Annotated in this window: 12 protein-coding genes, 3 rRNA genes and 3 riboswitches; of the genes, 1 reads left to right on the top strand and 14 read right to left on the bottom strand. The window is 40.2% G+C overall.

Features of this window, described 5'->3' with window-relative positions:
- Positions 1–13: 13 nt before the first annotated feature.
- The 9 genes from purK to MKZ17_RS01945 all read right to left on the bottom strand — a co-directional run bounded on the left by purK (position 14) and on the right by MKZ17_RS01945 (position 10,719).
- Positions 14–1,138, bottom strand: a complete 1,125-nt coding sequence (gene purK / locus MKZ17_RS01985; RefSeq protein ID WP_340722138.1) for a 5-(carboxyamino)imidazole ribonucleotide synthase — start codon at positions 1,136–1,138, stop codon at positions 14–16.
- Positions 1,135–1,623, bottom strand: a complete 489-nt coding sequence (gene purE, locus MKZ17_RS01980) for a 5-(carboxyamino)imidazole ribonucleotide mutase (protein WP_340722137.1) — start codon at positions 1,621–1,623, stop codon at positions 1,135–1,137. Before purE ends, purK begins: the two co-directional genes overlap by 4 nt.
- 172 nt (positions 1,624–1,795) lie before the next feature.
- Positions 1,796–1,895: riboswitch (purine riboswitch) on the bottom strand.
- Positions 1,896–1,992: 97 nt separating this feature from the next.
- Complete coding sequence (locus MKZ17_RS01975) at positions 1,993–2,181, bottom strand: NETI motif-containing protein (protein ID WP_340722136.1); 189 nt, start codon at positions 2,179–2,181, stop codon at positions 1,993–1,995.
- A 148-nt stretch (positions 2,182–2,329) separates the two neighbouring features.
- Positions 2,330–3,367 (bottom strand): LolA family protein, encoded by a 1,038-nt coding sequence (locus MKZ17_RS01970; protein ID WP_340722135.1) that lies wholly within the window; start codon positions 3,365–3,367, stop codon positions 2,330–2,332.
- Between the two features lie 15 nt (positions 3,368–3,382).
- Positions 3,383–4,801 carry a HAMP domain-containing sensor histidine kinase gene (locus tag MKZ17_RS01965; protein WP_340722134.1) on the bottom strand — a complete coding sequence of 473 codons (1,419 nt, stop codon included), beginning with the start codon at positions 4,799–4,801 and terminating at the stop codon, positions 3,383–3,385.
- Positions 4,798–5,493: a response regulator transcription factor gene (locus MKZ17_RS01960; protein ID WP_340722133.1), complete on the bottom strand. Its 696-nt coding sequence runs from the start codon at positions 5,491–5,493 to the stop codon at positions 4,798–4,800. Before MKZ17_RS01960 ends, MKZ17_RS01965 begins: the two co-directional genes overlap by 4 nt.
- A gap of 222 nt (positions 5,494–5,715) precedes the next feature.
- A 5S ribosomal RNA gene (gene rrf, locus MKZ17_RS01955) occupies positions 5,716–5,831 on the bottom strand.
- A 59-nt stretch (positions 5,832–5,890) separates the two neighbouring features.
- Positions 5,891–8,818: ribosomal RNA gene (locus MKZ17_RS01950) — 23S ribosomal RNA — on the bottom strand.
- Between the two features lie 349 nt (positions 8,819–9,167).
- Positions 9,168–10,719, bottom strand: a 16S ribosomal RNA gene (locus tag MKZ17_RS01945).
- The 16S, 23S and 5S rRNA genes sit together here, the layout of an rRNA operon.
- Positions 10,720–11,246: 527 nt before the next feature.
- Here MKZ17_RS01945 and MKZ17_RS01940 point away from each other — a divergent pair.
- Complete coding sequence (locus MKZ17_RS01940; protein WP_340722132.1) at positions 11,247–11,573, top strand: DUF5658 family protein; 327 nt, start codon at positions 11,247–11,249, stop codon at positions 11,571–11,573.
- A 90-nt stretch (positions 11,574–11,663) separates the two neighbouring features.
- On the opposite strand, the gene MKZ17_RS01935 is transcribed toward MKZ17_RS01940, so the two are convergent.
- The 5 genes from MKZ17_RS01935 to guaA all read right to left on the bottom strand — a co-directional run bounded on the left by MKZ17_RS01935 (position 11,664) and on the right by guaA (position 18,099).
- Positions 11,664–12,995, bottom strand: a complete 1,332-nt coding sequence (locus tag MKZ17_RS01935; protein ID WP_340722131.1) for an NCS2 family permease — start codon at positions 12,993–12,995, stop codon at positions 11,664–11,666.
- A gap of 137 nt (positions 12,996–13,132) precedes the next feature.
- Positions 13,133–13,234: riboswitch (purine riboswitch) on the bottom strand.
- A 236-nt stretch (positions 13,235–13,470) separates the two neighbouring features.
- Entirely contained in the window at positions 13,471–14,661 is a 1,191-nt protein-coding gene (locus tag MKZ17_RS01930) for an MFS transporter (RefSeq protein ID WP_340722130.1), read from the bottom strand.
- Positions 14,662–14,826: 165 nt separating this feature from the next.
- Positions 14,827–15,183 (bottom strand): hypothetical protein, encoded by a 357-nt coding sequence (locus MKZ17_RS01925; RefSeq protein ID WP_340722129.1) that lies wholly within the window; start codon positions 15,181–15,183, stop codon positions 14,827–14,829.
- A gap of 510 nt (positions 15,184–15,693) precedes the next feature.
- Positions 15,694–16,149, bottom strand: coding sequence for a GNAT family N-acetyltransferase (locus tag MKZ17_RS01920; protein WP_340722128.1), 456 nt, complete (start codon positions 16,147–16,149; stop codon positions 15,694–15,696).
- A 396-nt stretch (positions 16,150–16,545) separates the two neighbouring features.
- Positions 16,546–18,099 carry a glutamine-hydrolyzing GMP synthase gene (gene guaA, locus MKZ17_RS01915; protein ID WP_340725485.1) on the bottom strand — a complete coding sequence of 518 codons (1,554 nt, stop codon included), beginning with the start codon at positions 18,097–18,099 and terminating at the stop codon, positions 16,546–16,548.
- A gap of 118 nt (positions 18,100–18,217) precedes the next feature.
- Positions 18,218–18,319, bottom strand: a riboswitch (purine riboswitch).
- Positions 18,320–18,346: the final 27 nt, after the last annotated feature.

Genomic DNA, 18,346 nt, shown 5'->3' with positions numbered 1-18,346 from the left:
TTTTATGCTCCTTCTACTCTGACCAAATGCCAGAATCCACGATTTGATTTAGTGTTGTATTTAAATCATCTGTCATGATTGTAACATGACCCATTTTACGATTAACTTTTGCTTCTGCTTTACCATAAAGGTGAACAGACCAATCAGGATATTTTGAAATAGAGTTTGTTAATGATACGACGTGTTGTCCTAACACGTTCACCATAATTGAAGGTGCCCAAAGCTTTGGTTTGCGTAATGGCCAACCACATACAGCACGAATATGCTGTGTAAATTGTGAAATATTGCACGCCTCGATTGAGTAATGACCTGAGTTATGTGGTCTTGGTGCACATTCATTAATGACGATGCTTCCATCTTCTAGGACAAACATTTCCACTGCTAATGTACCGATAAGCTGCAAATGGTCTGCAATTTTCATTGCTGCCTCTTCAGCTAACATTGCTGTGTTACTTTCGATGCGAGCAGGCACAATGGTCTCATGTAAAATATGATTAACATGAATATTTTCGCCTACTGGTAAGCAATATGTTTCGCCATTTCCGTTTCGTTGAACAATAACGGAAATTTCTTTTGTAAATGGAACAAAGCCTTCTGCAATGCATTGTGAATGCTCAAATAAACCTTTTGCCAATGATAAATCTTCAACATTTCTTAATAGCTGTTGACCTTTACCATCATAGCCACCACGTGCCGTCTTCACGATACATGGAAACCCTACTTCTTGGATGCTCACTTCAAGCTGCTCATATGTATTTGCCACAATATAAGGCGCTACTGGGCAACCTGCTTCGACAATCATCGCTTTTTCTGTTACACGGTTTTGCGTAATACGTACAAGTTCCGCACCTTGTGGAACATAGGCAATTTGTGTAAGGCGCTTTAAGCCATCATAATCAATATTTTCAAACTCATAAGTAATAACATCACTTACTTCTGCTAATTCCTCTAATGCCGCCTCATCGTCATAAGCTGCAACAATACGAATGTCTGCAACTTGACCACAAGGTGAATCCATCGTTGGCTCTAGGACGGCAATTTTGTAGCCCGCTTCCTTTGCGGCAACCGCCATCATTCGACCGAGCTGTCCACCACCGATAATGCCAATTGTTTGCCCAGGATAGATCATCTTCATCACGTTAAATCACCTGTGCTCTCTAAAACTTGCTGCTTTGTTGCCTCACGTCGAGCGTCAAGCTTTGCTGCAAGCTCAGCATCAAATGCACCTAAAATCTGTGCCGCTAGTAATCCTGCATTTGTTGCACCAGCTTTACCGATTGCAACCGTTGCTACCGGAACACCGCCTGGCATTTGTACAATTGATAGTAAAGAATCGAGTCCGTTTAACGCGCGAGATTGAACTGGTACTCCGATTACTGGTAAAGTTGTCTTCGCAGCAACCATACCCGGTAAATGCGCAGCCCCACCTGCACCAGCAATGATTACTTGAATACCACGCCCACGTGCAGCTTGTGCATATTCAAACATTAAATCAGGTGTGCGGTGTGCTGAAACAACTTGTTTTTCGTAAGGCACTGCTAGTTCATCTAAAATGTCACAAGCATGCTTCATTGTTTCCCAATCACTTGAACTTCCCATAATTACGCCAATCTTTGGATTCATGAGTTTCGCTCCTTTTAAACATCTTCTCCACTTGCGTTAGATCTCATTAAAATAATGAAAAAAGTCCTCAAATAAACTACTCTCTATGCATAAGAAAGCAGTTTACTTGAGGACTAACCTAAAAGAATATGCAGATAAAAGCATCCGATCCCACACCCTTTACCTAGTTGTACCTAAAGTCGCTTTCCCGCATAGTCCGGAATTTACGGTACCGGGTAGAAACACTAGAGCCATATTCTCTAGCATATATGAGGGTTTAAATGTTTTTCCTTTTCACATTTTAACAAGGGTTCGATAGAAAATCAACGGTAAAATGCGAACGTTACATTTACACTTAAGTATATTGTTCGGATTTCAATCCGTTTTTTGTTATTCTTCTATTATTATACCTTTGAATTGTATTTTTTGACGGAGATAGATTGGTTCACCATTTACTTCTTCAAATACTGGTTCTTCTTTCCGTCCAAATGGCATATAACCGTCTTTCTTCATTCGATCAAGGCATTGCTCGATTGTTTCATTTTCTTGTACTTCATACCATACTTGCTTTTTTGCCAAATTGGTCATCCTTCCACTTTCTAAATATCGCTCTAACTATATCACGGAACAAAGCTATCTTCCTAATGTATAACATTGCAATTGTGAACGATTTGTCACAAATTTATGAGATAAAAAATAGGAGTACCTTTTTGGCACCCCTACACATTTATTTTACATATTTCATTTGTTCTGTAATAACTAACACTTCTTCAAATGTTAAATCTGGGTTTTCAAAGATAATGTTATAGCGTAAGTTATTTTCATCCCATTGCAATAAACGGAAATTTTGTAAATCCATTTTAGAGCCCTTCATTCCACGTATTTCAATGGCCTCCTCCTTATCACTTATAGGCTCTAAAGGTTTAAATACAGAAAGTGAAAATTGTCGCTCACCATTTTTCGTATAAGTTAACGCTATTTCATCTGTATCGGTCATGTTCATGTCTTCAATGCTATCTAAATCATAACCAGATGATCCGGGCACAATTAAAAACGTGCCGACTTTTTCAATGGCCTTTTCCATTGTTAATTGTTCAAACTGTTTCATCGTTTCCTTTTGCACAATTGCATCTTCTGGTAATTTTGCAACAAATTTCGCATCATCAATGTTGGCATTCGGATCAAATTTTGTAAACTCCGTTGTCATTTTAATGTCGCCACTTGCTGAAATGGTTTTTAATGTCATCCAAGTCTTTCTATCCACCCAAATTTCCATGTCGCCAATAAGCGTTCCAGCTTTTTTTGCTTTAGCAATTAAATGATACGTATCATGACCTGCAATTTTTTCATTTTCATCAACTGAAATATCATGAGAATCTTTAATTAGTTCTAGCATATTTAATGCTTGCTCTTTTAATGTCGGCGGGATAAAACCTTCACTATCCTTACCTAGGTCAAATATAGTTGCCGTATTCGTTGTTTTCGAATAGGAAGTTAATGTTTTTCCGTCATTAATCGTAACGGATTCCTCTCCTGTTGTATCCGTCATTTCAACACGAACTTTTCCGTTTTTCTCCCACTGCTTTGCAACAATCTCTGTTCCATCATCAAAAGTCATCTTAAATTCTCCGTAATAAGAAGATAGCTCAGACGTTTCTTGCATTGCTTGATTTAAAATTTCCTGTGGCGAATAATCTTCACTATTACTACATGCTGCTAATGATAGTGTTAAAGTTAATGCTGCTGAAAAAATAACTTTTTTCATTGTATTCACTCCTTTTTAAGGTAACCATATAACAATAGCTGTTCTATTTTGCTGTGGAACTGCCTCAATCGTTCCGTTATGCTTTTCGATAATTTGTTTGGCAATGCTTAGCCCTAACCCCGCACCCCGTTGACCAAAGTTACTACGAGATTCGTCAATTTGATAGAGAGGTTCAAACATTTTCTTACTTTGTTGGTCTGATATTGTTGCCCCACTATTTTGAACTACAATGTATACACCTTGTTTCGTGAACTTTGTTGCTAACTGCTCATTACACCAAGATGGAATGTTCGACAGTTCAAATGCTGCAATATGAATAACACCACCTGGATTGGTATACGCCCATGCATTCAAAACAATATTATCGACTACGCGCATTAACTGTTTTGGGTTTACGTGATAGCTTCTTTCTACATTGACTACTGTCGTCGCCTTAAACCCTTTTTCTATACTTATTTGTTCATAATCTCCAAGTAACATATCAAAAAATTCGTGTCCATCGACTTCCACTAATTCTAGGTCATAGGTGGAAGATTGCAATAAAGTAAACATCATTAAATCGTCTAATAATTGCTTCATATAATCTGATTTACTTTGAATGATTTGTAAATATTCCTGCTGTTCATTATCTGAAAGCTTCCCTGCAAGTAAGCTTTCTGTATATGCTTGAATAGATGTTAACGGTGTTTTTAAATCATGTGAAAGACTTGCAATCATATATTCTTTTTGACGTTGCGCTGTATCAAGCCTTTCACGTGTTGAAGTAATTTCTTCCTGCATCATTTTAAAGCTTGTAGTTAATTCACCAAGTTCATCCTTTTTAACCGGTAATGATTGAGTCAGTTCCCCTTTTGCAAAGGCACGCATTTGCTCAATCAATCGCTTTGTAGGTCGATTTAGACGCACATTTAAAAAGTAAATAACACCACCATATAACAGTAGTAATACTAGTACGAGACCGCTAACAACGAGCGCTGTTTTTGTATTCACCTGTTCTAACCATTCTGTTCGTGCAATTGTAATTTTGTAAACACCTTTAATTACACCGTTTTCATAAACTGGTTCTTTGTAAACAATTGTTCCATAATTTTGTTTGAATTCAAATAAATCTTTATACACCTTGCTCCTCGACTCAAAGTTGCTGCTTAATGGATTCGAGGAATAATAAACCTTTCCATTAGCACTATACAATGTAATCATTAGTTGATCTGAAGTCAGTGGTTTTATATTCTCGTAGTAAGCTTGCTGCTCATAAAGTGCGGGATTATTTAATACATCCTTTAAATCCGTCACTATACTCCATTTTTCAAAATATGCTTCAATATTTTTATCTTGGTAATAGGCATTAATCGATACGTATAACCCATAAAGTGCACCAAGTGGAATGAGCATCACGAGTAAGTATGTGAGTAGTAGCCATGATTTTATTTTCATAGTTGCTCCGCTATAAAACGATATCCTTTGCCCCATACCGTTTCAATAAAATACGGTGTTTTCACCGGGTCTTTCAGTTTCTCACGCAGTGCTTTAATATGAACTGTTACAGTATGTGTTTGATCAAGTTCTACTTGTTGCCAAATGTGCGTATACAATACTTCTTTTGTAAACAGTTCGAATGGATGCTGAGCAAACGCCTTTAGTAAGGCGAATTCTTTTTGTGTTAAATTGACTTTTTCATCGTACAAATACACAATTTCCTTTGCCCAGTCAATTGTCAGACCATTGGTAAACCGTACTTTCTCTTCAACTGGACTAATATTGTTGTAACGCTGCCAACGCCGGATATTAGAACGAACCCGAGCTTTTAATTCCTCTAATGAAAACGGTTTAGCTAAATAATCATCGGCATCTTGTAAACCTTCTACTTTATCAGCATCTTCGCTTTTTGCACTAATCATAATAATCGGTACGTCACTTTGTAGGCGTATATGCTCTATCATAGTCAGTCCATCCATTTCCGGCATCATCCAATCGACAAGCAGTAACGAGTAGTTGCCGGCAGAAAAATCTTCTAATCCTTCAATGCCTGTCGTTGCCCACGTTACAAAATAGCCTTCTTTTGTTAGCGTATCCTTTATAATTCGTGCAATTTCACGATCGTCTTCTACTAAGAGAATTCGCTCCATATAGTTCCCCTCCTGTTTTACTTTAACAATGTTTTCAATCGATTTTTATAACTTTATAAATTCTTTATTTTTTAGTATAGCCTTTTCTTTAAGTGGATGGTGTCTTCATTTGAAATGGTCGTTTAAAGTGGATTTTATTAATTTCATGCCTGAGTTTCACTTGAAAAGGAAGGTTTTAATAAAACACAAAAAAACCACTGAAATCTCAGTGGTTTTTACGTTGCGAAGCGACGTCCTACTCTCACAGGGGGAAGCCCCCAACTACCATCGGCGCTAAAGAGCTTAACTTCCGTGTTCGGTATGGGAACGGGTGTGACCTCTTTGCCATCATCACTTCACTATGAAAGTTTGTTCTTTCAAAACTGGATAAACGTTTCATTGAATTATGCAATAAAATGTGGTTAAGTCCTCGACCGATTAGTATTCGTCAGCTCCATACGTCACCGCACTTCCACCTCGAACCTATCTACCTGATCGTCTTTCAGGGGTCTTACTTACTTGCGTAATGGGAAATCTCATCTTGAGGGGGGCTTCATGCTTAGATGCTTTCAGCACTTATCCCGTCCACACATAGCTACCCAGCGATGCCTTTGGCAAGACAACTGGTACACCAGCGGTGTGTCCATCCCGGTCCTCTCGTACTAAGGACAGCTCCTCTCAAATTTCCTACGCCCACGACGGATAGGGACCGAACTGTCTCACGACGTTCTGAACCCAGCTCGCGTACCGCTTTAATGGGCGAACAGCCCAACCCTTGGGACCGACTACAGCCCCAGGATGCGATGAGCCGACATCGAGGTGCCAAACCTCCCCGTCGATGTGGACTCTTGGGGGAGATAAGCCTGTTATCCCCGGGGTAGCTTTTATCCGTTGAGCGATGGCCCTTCCATGCGGAACCACCGGATCACTAAGCCCGTCTTTCGACCCTGCTCGACTTGTAGGTCTCGCAGTCAAGCTCCCTTATGCCTTTACACTCTTCGAATGATTTCCAACCATTCTGAGGGAACCTTTGGGCGCCTCCGTTACCTTTTAGGAGGCGACCGCCCCAGTCAAACTGTCCGCCTGACACTGTCTCCTACCCCGCTAAGGGGCATGGGTTAGAAGTTCAATACAACCAGGGTAGTATCCCACCGACGCCTCCTTCGAAGCTGGCGCTCCGAGATCTCTGGCTCCTACCTATCCTGTACAAGTTGTACCAAAATTCAATATCAGGCTACAGTAAAGCTCCACGGGGTCTTTCCGTCCTGTCGCGGGTAACCTGCATCTTCACAGGTACTATAATTTCACCGAGTCTCTCGTTGAGACAGTGCCCAGATCGTTACGCCTTTCGTGCGGGTCGGAACTTACCCGACAAGGAATTTCGCTACCTTAGGACCGTTATAGTTACGGCCGCCGTTTACTGGGGCTTCAATTCGCAGCTTCGCTTGCGCTAACCACTCCTCTTAACCTTCCAGCACCGGGCAGGCGTCAGCCCCTATACGTCACCTTACGGTTTTGCAGAGACCTGTGTTTTTGCTAAACAGTCGCCTGGGCCTATTCACTGCGGCTCTCATGCGCTTGCACGCTCAAGAGCACCCCTTCTCCCGAAGTTACGGGGTCATTTTGCCGAGTTCCTTAACGAGAGTTCTCTCGCACACCTTAGGATTCTCTCCTCGACTACCTGTGTCGGTTTGCGGTACGGGCACCTCTCACCTCGATAGAGGCTTTTCTTGGCAGTGTGAAATCAGGAACTTCGCTCATACGAGCTCGTCATCACAGCTCAACGTTATAGTGTGCGGATTTGCCTACACACACGCCTTACTGCTTGAACAGAGACAACCAACGCTCTGCTTACCCTATCCTACTGCGTCCCCCCATTTCTCAAACGGTGAGGAGGTGGTACAGGAATATCAACCTGTTGTCCATCGCCTACGCCTATCGGCCTCGGCTTAGGTCCCGACTAACCCTGAGCGGACGAGCCTTCCTCAGGAAACCTTAGTCATACGGTGGACGGGATTCTCACCCGTCTTTCGCTACTCATACCGGCATTCTCACTTCTAAGCGCTCCACCAGTCCTTCCGGTCTGACTTCAACGCACTTAGAACGCTCTCCTACCACGCATACCAACGGTATGCATCCACAGCTTCGGTGAATCGTTTAGCCCCGATACATTTTCGGCGCAGCGTCACTCGACCAGTGAGCTATTACGCACTCTTTAAATGATGGCTGCTTCTAAGCCAACATCCTGGTTGTCTAAGCAACGCCACATCCTTTTCCACTTAACGATTACTTTGGGACCTTAGCTGGTGGTCTGGGCTGTTTCCCTTTTGACTACGGATCTTATCACTCGCAGTCTGACTCCCGTGTATAAATATCCGGCATTCGGAGTTTGTCTGAATTCGGTAAAGCGAGATGCCCCCCTAGTCCAAACAGTGCTCTACCTCCGGTATTCTCAATCACGAGGCTAGCCCTAAAGCTATTTCGGAGAGAACCAGCTATCTCCAGGTTCGATTGGAATTTCTCCGCTACCCACACCTCATCCCCGCACTTTTCAACGTGCGTGGGTTCGGGCCTCCAGTAAGTGTTACCTCACCTTCACCCTGGACATGGGTAGATCACCTGGTTTCGGGTCTACGACCACGTACTAATTCGCCCTATTCAGACTCGCTTTCGCTGCGGCTCCGTCTTCTCAACTTAACCTCGCACGTAATCGTAACTCGCCGGTTCATTCTACAAAAGGCACGCTATCACCCATTAACGGGCTCTAACTACTTGTAGGCACACGGTTTCAGGATCTATTTCACTCCCCTCCCGGGGTGCTTTTCACCTTTCCCTCACGGTACTGGTTCACTATCGGTCACTAGGTAGTATTTAGCCTTGGGAGATGGTCCTCCCGGATTCCGACGGAATTTCACGTGTTCCGCCGTACTCAGGATACACTCAAGAGGGAATGACTTTTTGACTACAGGGCTTTTACCTTGTTTCGCGGACCTTTCCAAGTCGCTTCATCTAAATCATTCTTTTGTAACTCCGTATAGAGTGTCCTACAACCCCAAAGAGCAAGCTCTTTGGTTTGGGCTCTTCCCGTTTCGCTCGCCGCTACTCAGGGAATCGAATTTTCTTTCTGTTCCTGCAGGTACTTAGATGTTTCAGTTCCCTGCGTCTGTCCTCATCACGCTATGTATTCACGTGTAGATACTATCCGATTAAAGATAGTGGGTTCCCCCATTCGGAAATCCCCGGATCAAAGCTTACTTACAGCTCCCCGAGGCATATCGGTGTTAGTGCCGTCCTTCATCGACTCCTAGTGCCAAGGCATCCACCGTGCGCCCTTATTAACTTAACCAAAAGTTAACACTTAAAGCATTCGCTTTAAGATTTGAGTTACACGTCAATGTTACTTGACTTGTTCAATATCTATAAAATAGAAATTTGATTTATTGCTTTCAATGTCGTTTTATCCAGTTTTCAAAGAACAAAGCTACTGACTTCATTCACTTCGTGAATACCTTCCCTGAATTTACTACATGCAGCTTTGCGACGAAAGCGCTAGCGACAGGAGCAAGTACAGTTTGGATTCAATTAAATAAAGCAGTAATTTGAAGTATTCCATTCATTTAAGAATGAACCTTCAAAACTGAACAGCAAACGTTAATGTTTCATTCCCCAAGGGAATGATTCCGAAAAATCCTTAGAAAGGAGGTGATCCAGCCGCACCTTCCGATACGGCTACCTTGTTACGACTTCACCCCAATCATCTATCCCACCTTCGGCGGCTGGCTCCAAAAGGTTACCTCACCGACTTCGGGTGTTACAAACTCTCGTGGTGTGACGGGCGGTGTGTACAAGGCCCGGGAACGTATTCACCGCGGCATGCTGATCCGCGATTACTAGCGATTCCGGCTTCATGTAGGCGAGTTGCAGCCTACAATCCGAACTGAGAACGGTTTTATCGGATTAGCTCCCCCTCGCGGGTTGGCAACCGTTTGTACCGTCCATTGTAGCACGTGTGTAGCCCAGGTCATAAGGGGCATGATGATTTGACGTCATCCCCACCTTCCTCCGGTTTATCACCGGCAGTCTCCTTAGAGTGCCCAACTGAATGATGGCAACTAAGAATAAGGGTTGCGCTCGTTGCGGGACTTAACCCAACATCTCACGACACGAGCTGACGACAACCATGCACCACCTGTCACCGTTGCCCCCGAAGGGGAAACTATGTCTCCATAGTGGTCACCGGGATGTCAAGACCTGGTAAGGTTCTTCGCGTTGCTTCGAATTAAACCACATGCTCCACCGCTTGTGCGGGCCCCCGTCAATTCCTTTGAGTTTCAGTCTTGCGACCGTACTCCCCAGGCGGAGTGCTTAATGCGTTAGCTGCAGCACTGAGGGGCGGAAACCCCCCAACACTTAGCACTCATCGTTTACGGCGTGGACTACCAGGGTATCTAATCCTGTTTGCTCCCCACGCTTTCGCGCCTCAGTGTCAGTTACAGACCAGAAAGTCGCCTTCGCCACTGGTGTTCCTCCAAATCTCTACGCATTTCACCGCTACACTTGGAATTCCACTTTCCTCTTCTGCACTCAAGTTCCCCAGTTTCCAATGACCCTCCACGGTTGAGCCGTGGGCTTTCACATCAGACTTAAGGAACCACCTGCGCGCGCTTTACGCCCAATAATTCCGGACAACGCTTGCCACCTACGTATTACCGCGGCTGCTGGCACGTAGTTAGCCGTGGCTTTCTAACAAGGTACCGTCAAGGTAGCGCCAGTTACTACGCTACTTGTTCTTCCCTTGCAACAGAGTTTTACGAACCGAAATCCTTCTTCACTCACGCGGCGTTGCTCCATCAGGCTTTCGCCCATTGTGGAAGATTCCCTACTGCTGCCTCCCGTAGGAGTCTGGGCCGTGTCTCAGTCCCAGTGTGGCCGATCACCCTCTCAGGTCGGCTACGCATCGTTGCCTTGGTGAGCCGTTACCTCACCAACTAGCTAATGCGCCGCGGGTCCATCTTATAGTGACAGCCGAAACCGTCTTTCAACTAACTGACATGTGTCAAAAAGTATTATTCGGTATTAGCTCCGGTTTCCCGAAGTTATCCCAATCTATAAGGCAGGTTACCCACGTGTTACTCACCCGTCCGCCGCTAACATCATTGGAGCAAGCTCCAAATCAATTCGCTCGACTTGCATGTATTAGGCACGCCGCCAGCGTTCGTCCTGAGCCAGGATCAAACTCTCCATAAAAGTAGTTTGAAAGCTCATTTGCTTTGCTAGCGATTCAACAATTAAGTTGAAATCATTTTTGCTTCATTTAAGAAGCTTGTTATCATTAACGTTGCTTGTTCAGTTTTCAAGGTTCATGTTGTTGTCGTGTTAGCGACTCTTAAAATATTAACATGTTGACTTTTTGCTGTCAACACTTTTTATAATATTTTATTTTGTTTCGTTTATGTTAAGCGTTTGTTGCGCTTCAACGTTTACTAATATACACCCATCAAGATCTATTATGCAACCTTTTATTTAAAATAAAAATTTTCTGATTTTATATACGTATAATAGATCGAGTTTCTTCCTATTATATATAAGGTAAAGTTATTTTACTTGTCACTTTAAAAATAATAAAAATACATTACTTTTATTTCACTCATTACATATCATTTGTCTAACTATCACATTCACTTTAATTACATAATTTAAATATATCTTTATATAAAACAGCCAGTACTAGCTGGGTACACAATCTAAAACGAATAATATTTGTAGGTGATGGTTTGAAAAGTAATAGAAAAATTATTAGCTTTAGCTTTATTATCGCCTTATTAAACGTCTTTGATGGCGTTGCGACGAATTACGGTCTTAAACAACGGCAAATTGAAGAACTTAATCCGGTTATGAATAGTTTATGGCATATGAGCCCTTCTCTTTTTATATTAGTTAAAATTATCCTTTCAATTTTATTAATCTGTCTTTCGGTTGCTGTTTACAATCGTAGTAATAAAAGATTCCAACAAATATTTTTTTCGATTTTAAGTGGTTTGCTGCTGCTCTATGGAGCAATCTTTTGTTTACATGTTTATTGGCTGACTATGATTTTCTAATTTAAATTCTCTATTTCAACAAATCTAGATATTTTCCCACATAAAAAAACTACTTAAGCCAAAATAAGCTTAAGTAGTTTTAATTCGTTTTTAGTGTGCTGCTGTAGCAAGGTACAGTAAGAAAATTACACCGAATACATACATAATTGGGTGAACTTCTTTACCACGTCCTTTAACGATCATAGTTAATGGATAGAATACAAAACCGATAGCAACACCTGTTGCAATTGAGAATGTTAAAGGCATCATTAACATTGTGAAGAATGCTGGAACAGCAACTTCGAATTTTTCCCATTCAATTTTACCTAATGAAGCAACCATTAATACACCTACAACGATTAATGCTGGAGCTGTTACGGCTGAAGTTACTACACTTAAAAGTGGTAAGAAGAATAAAGATAATAAGAATAATACACCCGTTACAATTGCAGCGAAACCTGAACGGGCACCTGCCGCTACACCTGATGAAGACTCAACGAATGAAGTAACAGTTGATGTACCGAAAATAGAACCTGCAATTGTTGCGATCGAGTCAGAAATTAACGCTTTACCTGCACGCGGTAATTTATTGTCTTTCACAAAACCTGCTTGGTTGGCTACTGCCATTAAAGTACCTGCGTTATCGAAAAAGTCTACGAATAAGAATGTCAAAATAACAGATAACATTGATAATGTATAGAACTCTGCATCGCCAAATGCTGAGAATAACGAACCAAATGTTGGCTCTAGTGATGGCGGCATTGCAACAACACCAGTTGGTAAATCAACTAAACTAAAAATCATACCGACTACAGCTGTAATTGCCATCCCGATGAATACACCGGCTTTCATACCACGTACAAGGAAAATAACAGTAATTACGATACCAAAGATTGCCAATAATACTTGTGGATCTGTTAAATTACCAATACCTACAAATGTTGCAGGGTTTGCAACTACAATTCCTGCATTTTTTAAACCGATAAACGCTATGAATAAACCGATACCTGCACCAACCGCTAATTTAAGCTCCATTGGAATGGCGTTAATTAGTTTTTCACGTAAACCAGTTAGCGTTAAGATTAAGAAGAAAACACCTGATACAAATACTGCCGCTAAAGCATGTTGCCATGGGCTACCATTTGTTAATACTACTGTATAAGCAAAGAATGCATTTAAACCAAGACCTGGTGCTAACGCTAGAGGATACTTGGCCAAAAAGCCCATTATAAATGATCCAACTGCTGCTGATAAGGCTGTCGCTACGAATACTGCACCATAATCCATACGAATTGCGTCTGGTAAATCTGGTATATCGGCAAGTGTTAACGTTAATGGGTTAACTACTAAGATATATGCCATTGCTAAGAATGTAGTGAATCCACCAAGAATTTCTCGGCGATAGTTTGTTCCAAGTTTATCAAACTCGAAATACTTTTTCATGTTGAAATATTCCTCCGTGTTGTCGTCTTACAACATTTGAGTGCACCTACCCTTAAAAACAAAAAGACACGCAAAGCGAAACGCTGCATGTCTACGATTTTAAGGAAAATAAGTACAATATCCCAATTACCGGTTATTGAAACCTATTTAAAAATCGTAGTCGAATCATTTACGGTGATTCGGTAGAAACTCACGGGCCTTATTCCCGACATTATACGACGACTTATTTAATTTATGTTTGTAATATATCATTTTGCCTATAAATATTCAACCCTATTTCCGAACATTTTTTTATTTTTTTATATCATAGTTCGTAAAAAGTTGGAAATTCATTCGTAAACTTAGAGGATTCACTCGTAATATAGTGTACCAAGCGGATTTTATAGAAAATGTTACAGACATAATTTTCACTCCAAAATATACTATTGATGCAACAAAAAAGCAGTCTGAACATGTCCAACTGCTTTCAAATCTATTATTCAAACGCTAAGGTGTATTTTTTTATTTTTAAGTACATCATGAAAAATACTGTTAACACTAAGCTAAACAATCCAAAAACTAAGCCTGTAATCGGCAGACCGAACCAATCTAGCAACGCTCCAGTTGACAAGAGGACAACTTGGAATAATGTTTGGTCGATCATATTTCTAAACGCAAAAAAACGTCCGTGAAATTCTGCTGGCACTTGCTTTTGGAAAATCGTCATAGTTGTCGGGAAAAAACAACCGACTGTAAAACCAAACACTGCAAATATAATAACACTCATAATTTCAATAGTTGAAAAATAAAGTAATGATTGCATTACGCCAATTGATAGCGCAATTGTAAATAACATCGTTCCTGTTTTAAAGCGAATACCTAAATATTTTACTGCGACCGCACCTAACATGAATCCGACACCTTCAACCGTATAAAGAAGCCCTGAAATACTAGTAGAATTATGCATTTGAGAAATTTTCATAATGACTAAGTTAAAGGAGGCTAAAAACAATATTGGTACAACCATTAATACTAATGTTACGAGTACAACTGGATATCTTTTTAGTACAGGCAATACTTCTTTAAAGCTTCCATTTTCCTTCTTTTCCTCATTTATAGAAGGCTCATCCTCATCAATCTTTAAGCCCATCAATATGAAAAACATCGCAATATACATTACGAAAGAAATGACATACAGCCAAATTAAGTCAACATACGCCACGAATAAACCTGCCGCAGCTGCGCCAACAATTCGCGAAAGTGTACGTGCATTCATATGCCAACCATTTAATGAAAGTAAATCCTTTTTGTCTACAATTTTAGGAATGATTGATTGTATTGCAGGCATAAAAAATGTTGCTGCAATTTGAAGTGCAATTAAAAAAATAACCATTAATAGAACTGAATCTAAAGCAATTGCCGCAAACATAATCAATACTGTAAACACTCGAACAATAGATGATGCTAGTAATACTTTCTTTTTACTATTGGCATCAATTATTTTTCCAGCTAACGGCGCTATGACAACTCCCGCTAGCATACCAATTGCTAAAATCACTGATTTATAAAAATCTGATGGTACAAATTCAGTCATAAAAGCTAAATTTCCGATAATACCTGCCCAAAGTCCAAGCCCTACAATAAACTCCCCACTGAGGACTATCCAGACATTTTGATTACGCCACACGACTTTACCCCTCTTCAATATCATTTTCTTCCATTCTATAAAACTTCGCCACTCTAAACAATATGCTGTTCAATGATTCTCTAGTTGCACATAAGACTTGCCACAAAAAAAGTAGGTAGTAAATACATTATGTATTCCCTACCTACTTATATAGAAGGAAGATTACTAATGAGATAGTAACCCTAAAGCTTCTTCTGGTGTTTTAACAAAAGTTACACGATCTAAACCTTGTATACGTCTAACTTGACTCATTGCTGTTGAAGACTGTAATTCTGTTATAAACACTTTTTTGAAGCCAGCTGATAAATAAAAGTTAACAGCCTTTTGCATGTCTTCTTCAACATTTGCCCCTACCATTTTTTGCTCACGTGCATCTACGATTAATGTATAGGTTGTTGGAGAAATAGTTTTTACTTTTTTTTGATAATCAGCAAGGTATATTGCTGCATCAGACTCTGTAAAGAATCCTTGTGCTGTTGCAATAACCACATTTTTAGATGAATCAATTTTAAAATTATACATGATAACCTCCAAATGACTTTTTTACTAATTAAGATTTAAGAATAGTACAGATACTAAATAGTATTTGCTTCTACTAAACATAAAATGGCAAACTTTCCTTCTTTCATTTATTTAGCTTCCAATACATGGTTCCTAAGTACATTCTATGTTTCTAACAAGAAGAATCCCTTATTCACAACTATTGGTATATGTAAATTCCATCCAACTCTAACTACTAAACCTTCGATTTTATCAACACAATGGTACTATATTATCGAAAAACTGTAAATCTAAATACCCTAAATTCCGTACCACAGTAGTAATTTTTCTTTATTTATTCACATTTTTTATCAATAATTTACAAATTATCTGTTTTAATACTTGGAAAAGTATCCCTTAATTATTATAAAATTTTAATTTTAGTCATTTATTTCAAAATTACTTATCATCCTTTAAATAAACGAAACACAGCAAGCGGAAAAGGAATAATGTGAGGGAAATTCCCTATCATTACTCCCTCTTTTGCATTTTTTATAGATCCAGCTTCATAAACATACTATTCGGATCAAGCTTGTAATCAGCAAAAGGATCACAATAGGTAAATCCATACTTTTCATATAGTCTTTGAGCAGCCACAAATTCTTCAGAAGTACCGGTTTCTAAACTTACGCGTGTATATCCCCGTAACCTCGCCTCTAGCAAAAGATGTTCAATTAATTTACCCGCAACCCCTTTTCGCAAATGGGCTGATGCCGTGCGCATAGACTTAATTTCACCATGGGTTGGATTTAATTCCTTTAAAGCACCACACCCCATTAAATCATCTTGGTCCCATACACTCCAAAATGTAATATCAGGTTGCTTTAATTTTTCTAATGGCAACGCATGCACACTTTCAGCTGGAGTGATATCGTGCATCCCTGAAAGGTGTTGATGAATTAATGCCGTAATTTTTTCTCCCGTTAAATCATCTACTCGAATCTCCAAAAAATTTCCCCTCACATTAATCTATTTTGTATAATAGTAAATCAGAAATTACAACTGTGGACAACACAAAACTCAGCTTTATTAAAAAAATTAAAATGAAGGTGCATGTGTTTTCCAAGCTGGTTAGAGTGCTAAAAAAGCTCGGTAGAACCCTTATAATACAAGGCTCTCCAAGCTTTTTCTAAGTTGTATATTTTTAATTCGGAAGTTATGCGGCTGGCGCTTCGCTTTCGCCGCAAACATCAACTTCGCTTTCGCGAAAAATTTCTCCGGTGCGGTAGCTCCTCGAAATTTGGTTTTTTTGTGCGGCTGGCGCTTCGCTTTCGCCGCAAACATCAACTTCGCTTTCGCGAAAAATTTCTCCGGTGCGATAGCTCCTCGAAATTTGGTTGATGTTTACTCCCACTCAATCGTTGCTGGTGGCTTCGATGTGATGTCATACAGCACGCGGTTAATGCCGTTTACTTCATTAACAATACGTACTGAGATTTTTTCTAATACGTCATAAGGAATACGTGCCCAGTCTGATGTCATGCCGTCGATTGATGTTACGCCGCGGATACCGATTGCGTAGTCGTACGTACGGCCATCGCCCATAACACCTACAGAACGGATGTCTGGAAGTACGCAGAAGTATTGCCAAATATCACGCTCAAGACCAGCATTTTTGATTTCCTCACGTAGGATGAAATCAGCTTCACGTACGATTTCTAATTTTTCTTCTGTTACTTCACCAAGCACACGAATACCTAATCCAGGACCTGGGAATGGTTGACGCCATACTACTGCTTCTGGAAGACCCAACTCTAAACCTAAAGCACGTACTTCGTCTTTAAATAATGTATTTAGTGGCTCAATAAGTTCAAATTTCATGTCTTCTGGAAGGCCACCAACGTTATGGTGAGACTTAATTGTTTGGGCAGTAGCTGTACCAGATTCAATGATGTCTGTGTAAAGCGTACCTTGTGCAAGGAAGTCCATGTTTTCTAATTTTGCTGATTCTTCATCAAATACGTAAATGAATTCGTTACCGATAATTTTACGTTTTTGTTCTGGATCAGAAACACCTTTAAGCTTGTTCATGAAACGCTCACGTGCATCGATTTTAATTAGTTTCATATCGAAGTCTTCTGTGAAAGTTTTCATTACTTGCTCTACTTCACCTTTACGGTTTAAGTTGTGGTCTACGAACATACAAGTTAATTGATCACCGATAGCTTTGTGGATTAATACTGCTACTACGGATGAATCAACACCGCCTGATAATGCACATAGAACTTGCTTGTCCCCAACTTGCTCTCGGATTTTAGCAATTTCTAATTCGATGAAGTTAGCCATTGACCAGTCGCCTTTAGCACCACATACGTCGAATACGAAGTTTTTCAGTAAGTCATTTCCGTAAATAGAATGACGTACTTCTGGGTGGAATTGAACTGCATATAATTTCTTTTCAGCGTTTGCCATAGCTGCGATTGGGCATGCTGGGCTCGTTGCAATTACTTCAAAGCCTGCTGGTACTTCTGTTACGTGGTCACCATGGCTCATCCATACAATTTGCTCTTTTGGTAAATCACCGAATAATTTGTTGTCTTTTGTAATGTTGATATCAGCTTTACCGTATTCACGTGTTTCAGCACCCTCAACTTTACCACCTTGTGTAAATGCCATTAATTGCATACCATAGCAAATACCTAAGATCGGTAAACCTAATTCAAAAATTGCTGGGTCTACTTTGAATGCAGATTCATCGTATACAGAGTTTGGCCCGCCTGAGAAGACGATACCTACTGCGTTCATCTCTTTCACTTCTTCTGCAGTAATTGTATGTGGGTGTAATTCAGAGAACACACCAAATTCACGAATACGACGCGTAATTAATTGGTTGAACTGACTTCCGAAGTCAAGAACGACGATCTTTTCTTGCTCTTTTAATAAAGGAGTTGACACAATTTCCACCTCTTCTAGTTATTTCATGCGGCCTATATTTAAGAAAAAACGCGTAAGAAAAAAAGCTTTCTACGCGTTCATATGACATCTTCTATAAGTGGATACACGTATCCCATTAAGAGAATACGAAACCCACCATCATAGATAAGTTATTTAAGGTAACTTAGTAGAAACATCTGGACCATATTACCAGACTTATATGAAGGCACATTACTATTTATTTTTCTAAATTTTACTCTTTACTATGCTT

This window comes from Solibacillus sp. FSL R7-0682, assembly GCF_038005985.1.
Lineage (GTDB): Bacteria > Bacillota > Bacilli > Bacillales_A > Planococcaceae > Solibacillus.
The sequence above is the reverse complement of the archived record's forward strand: the minus strand, read 5'-3'. Positions and strand labels throughout refer to the sequence as shown.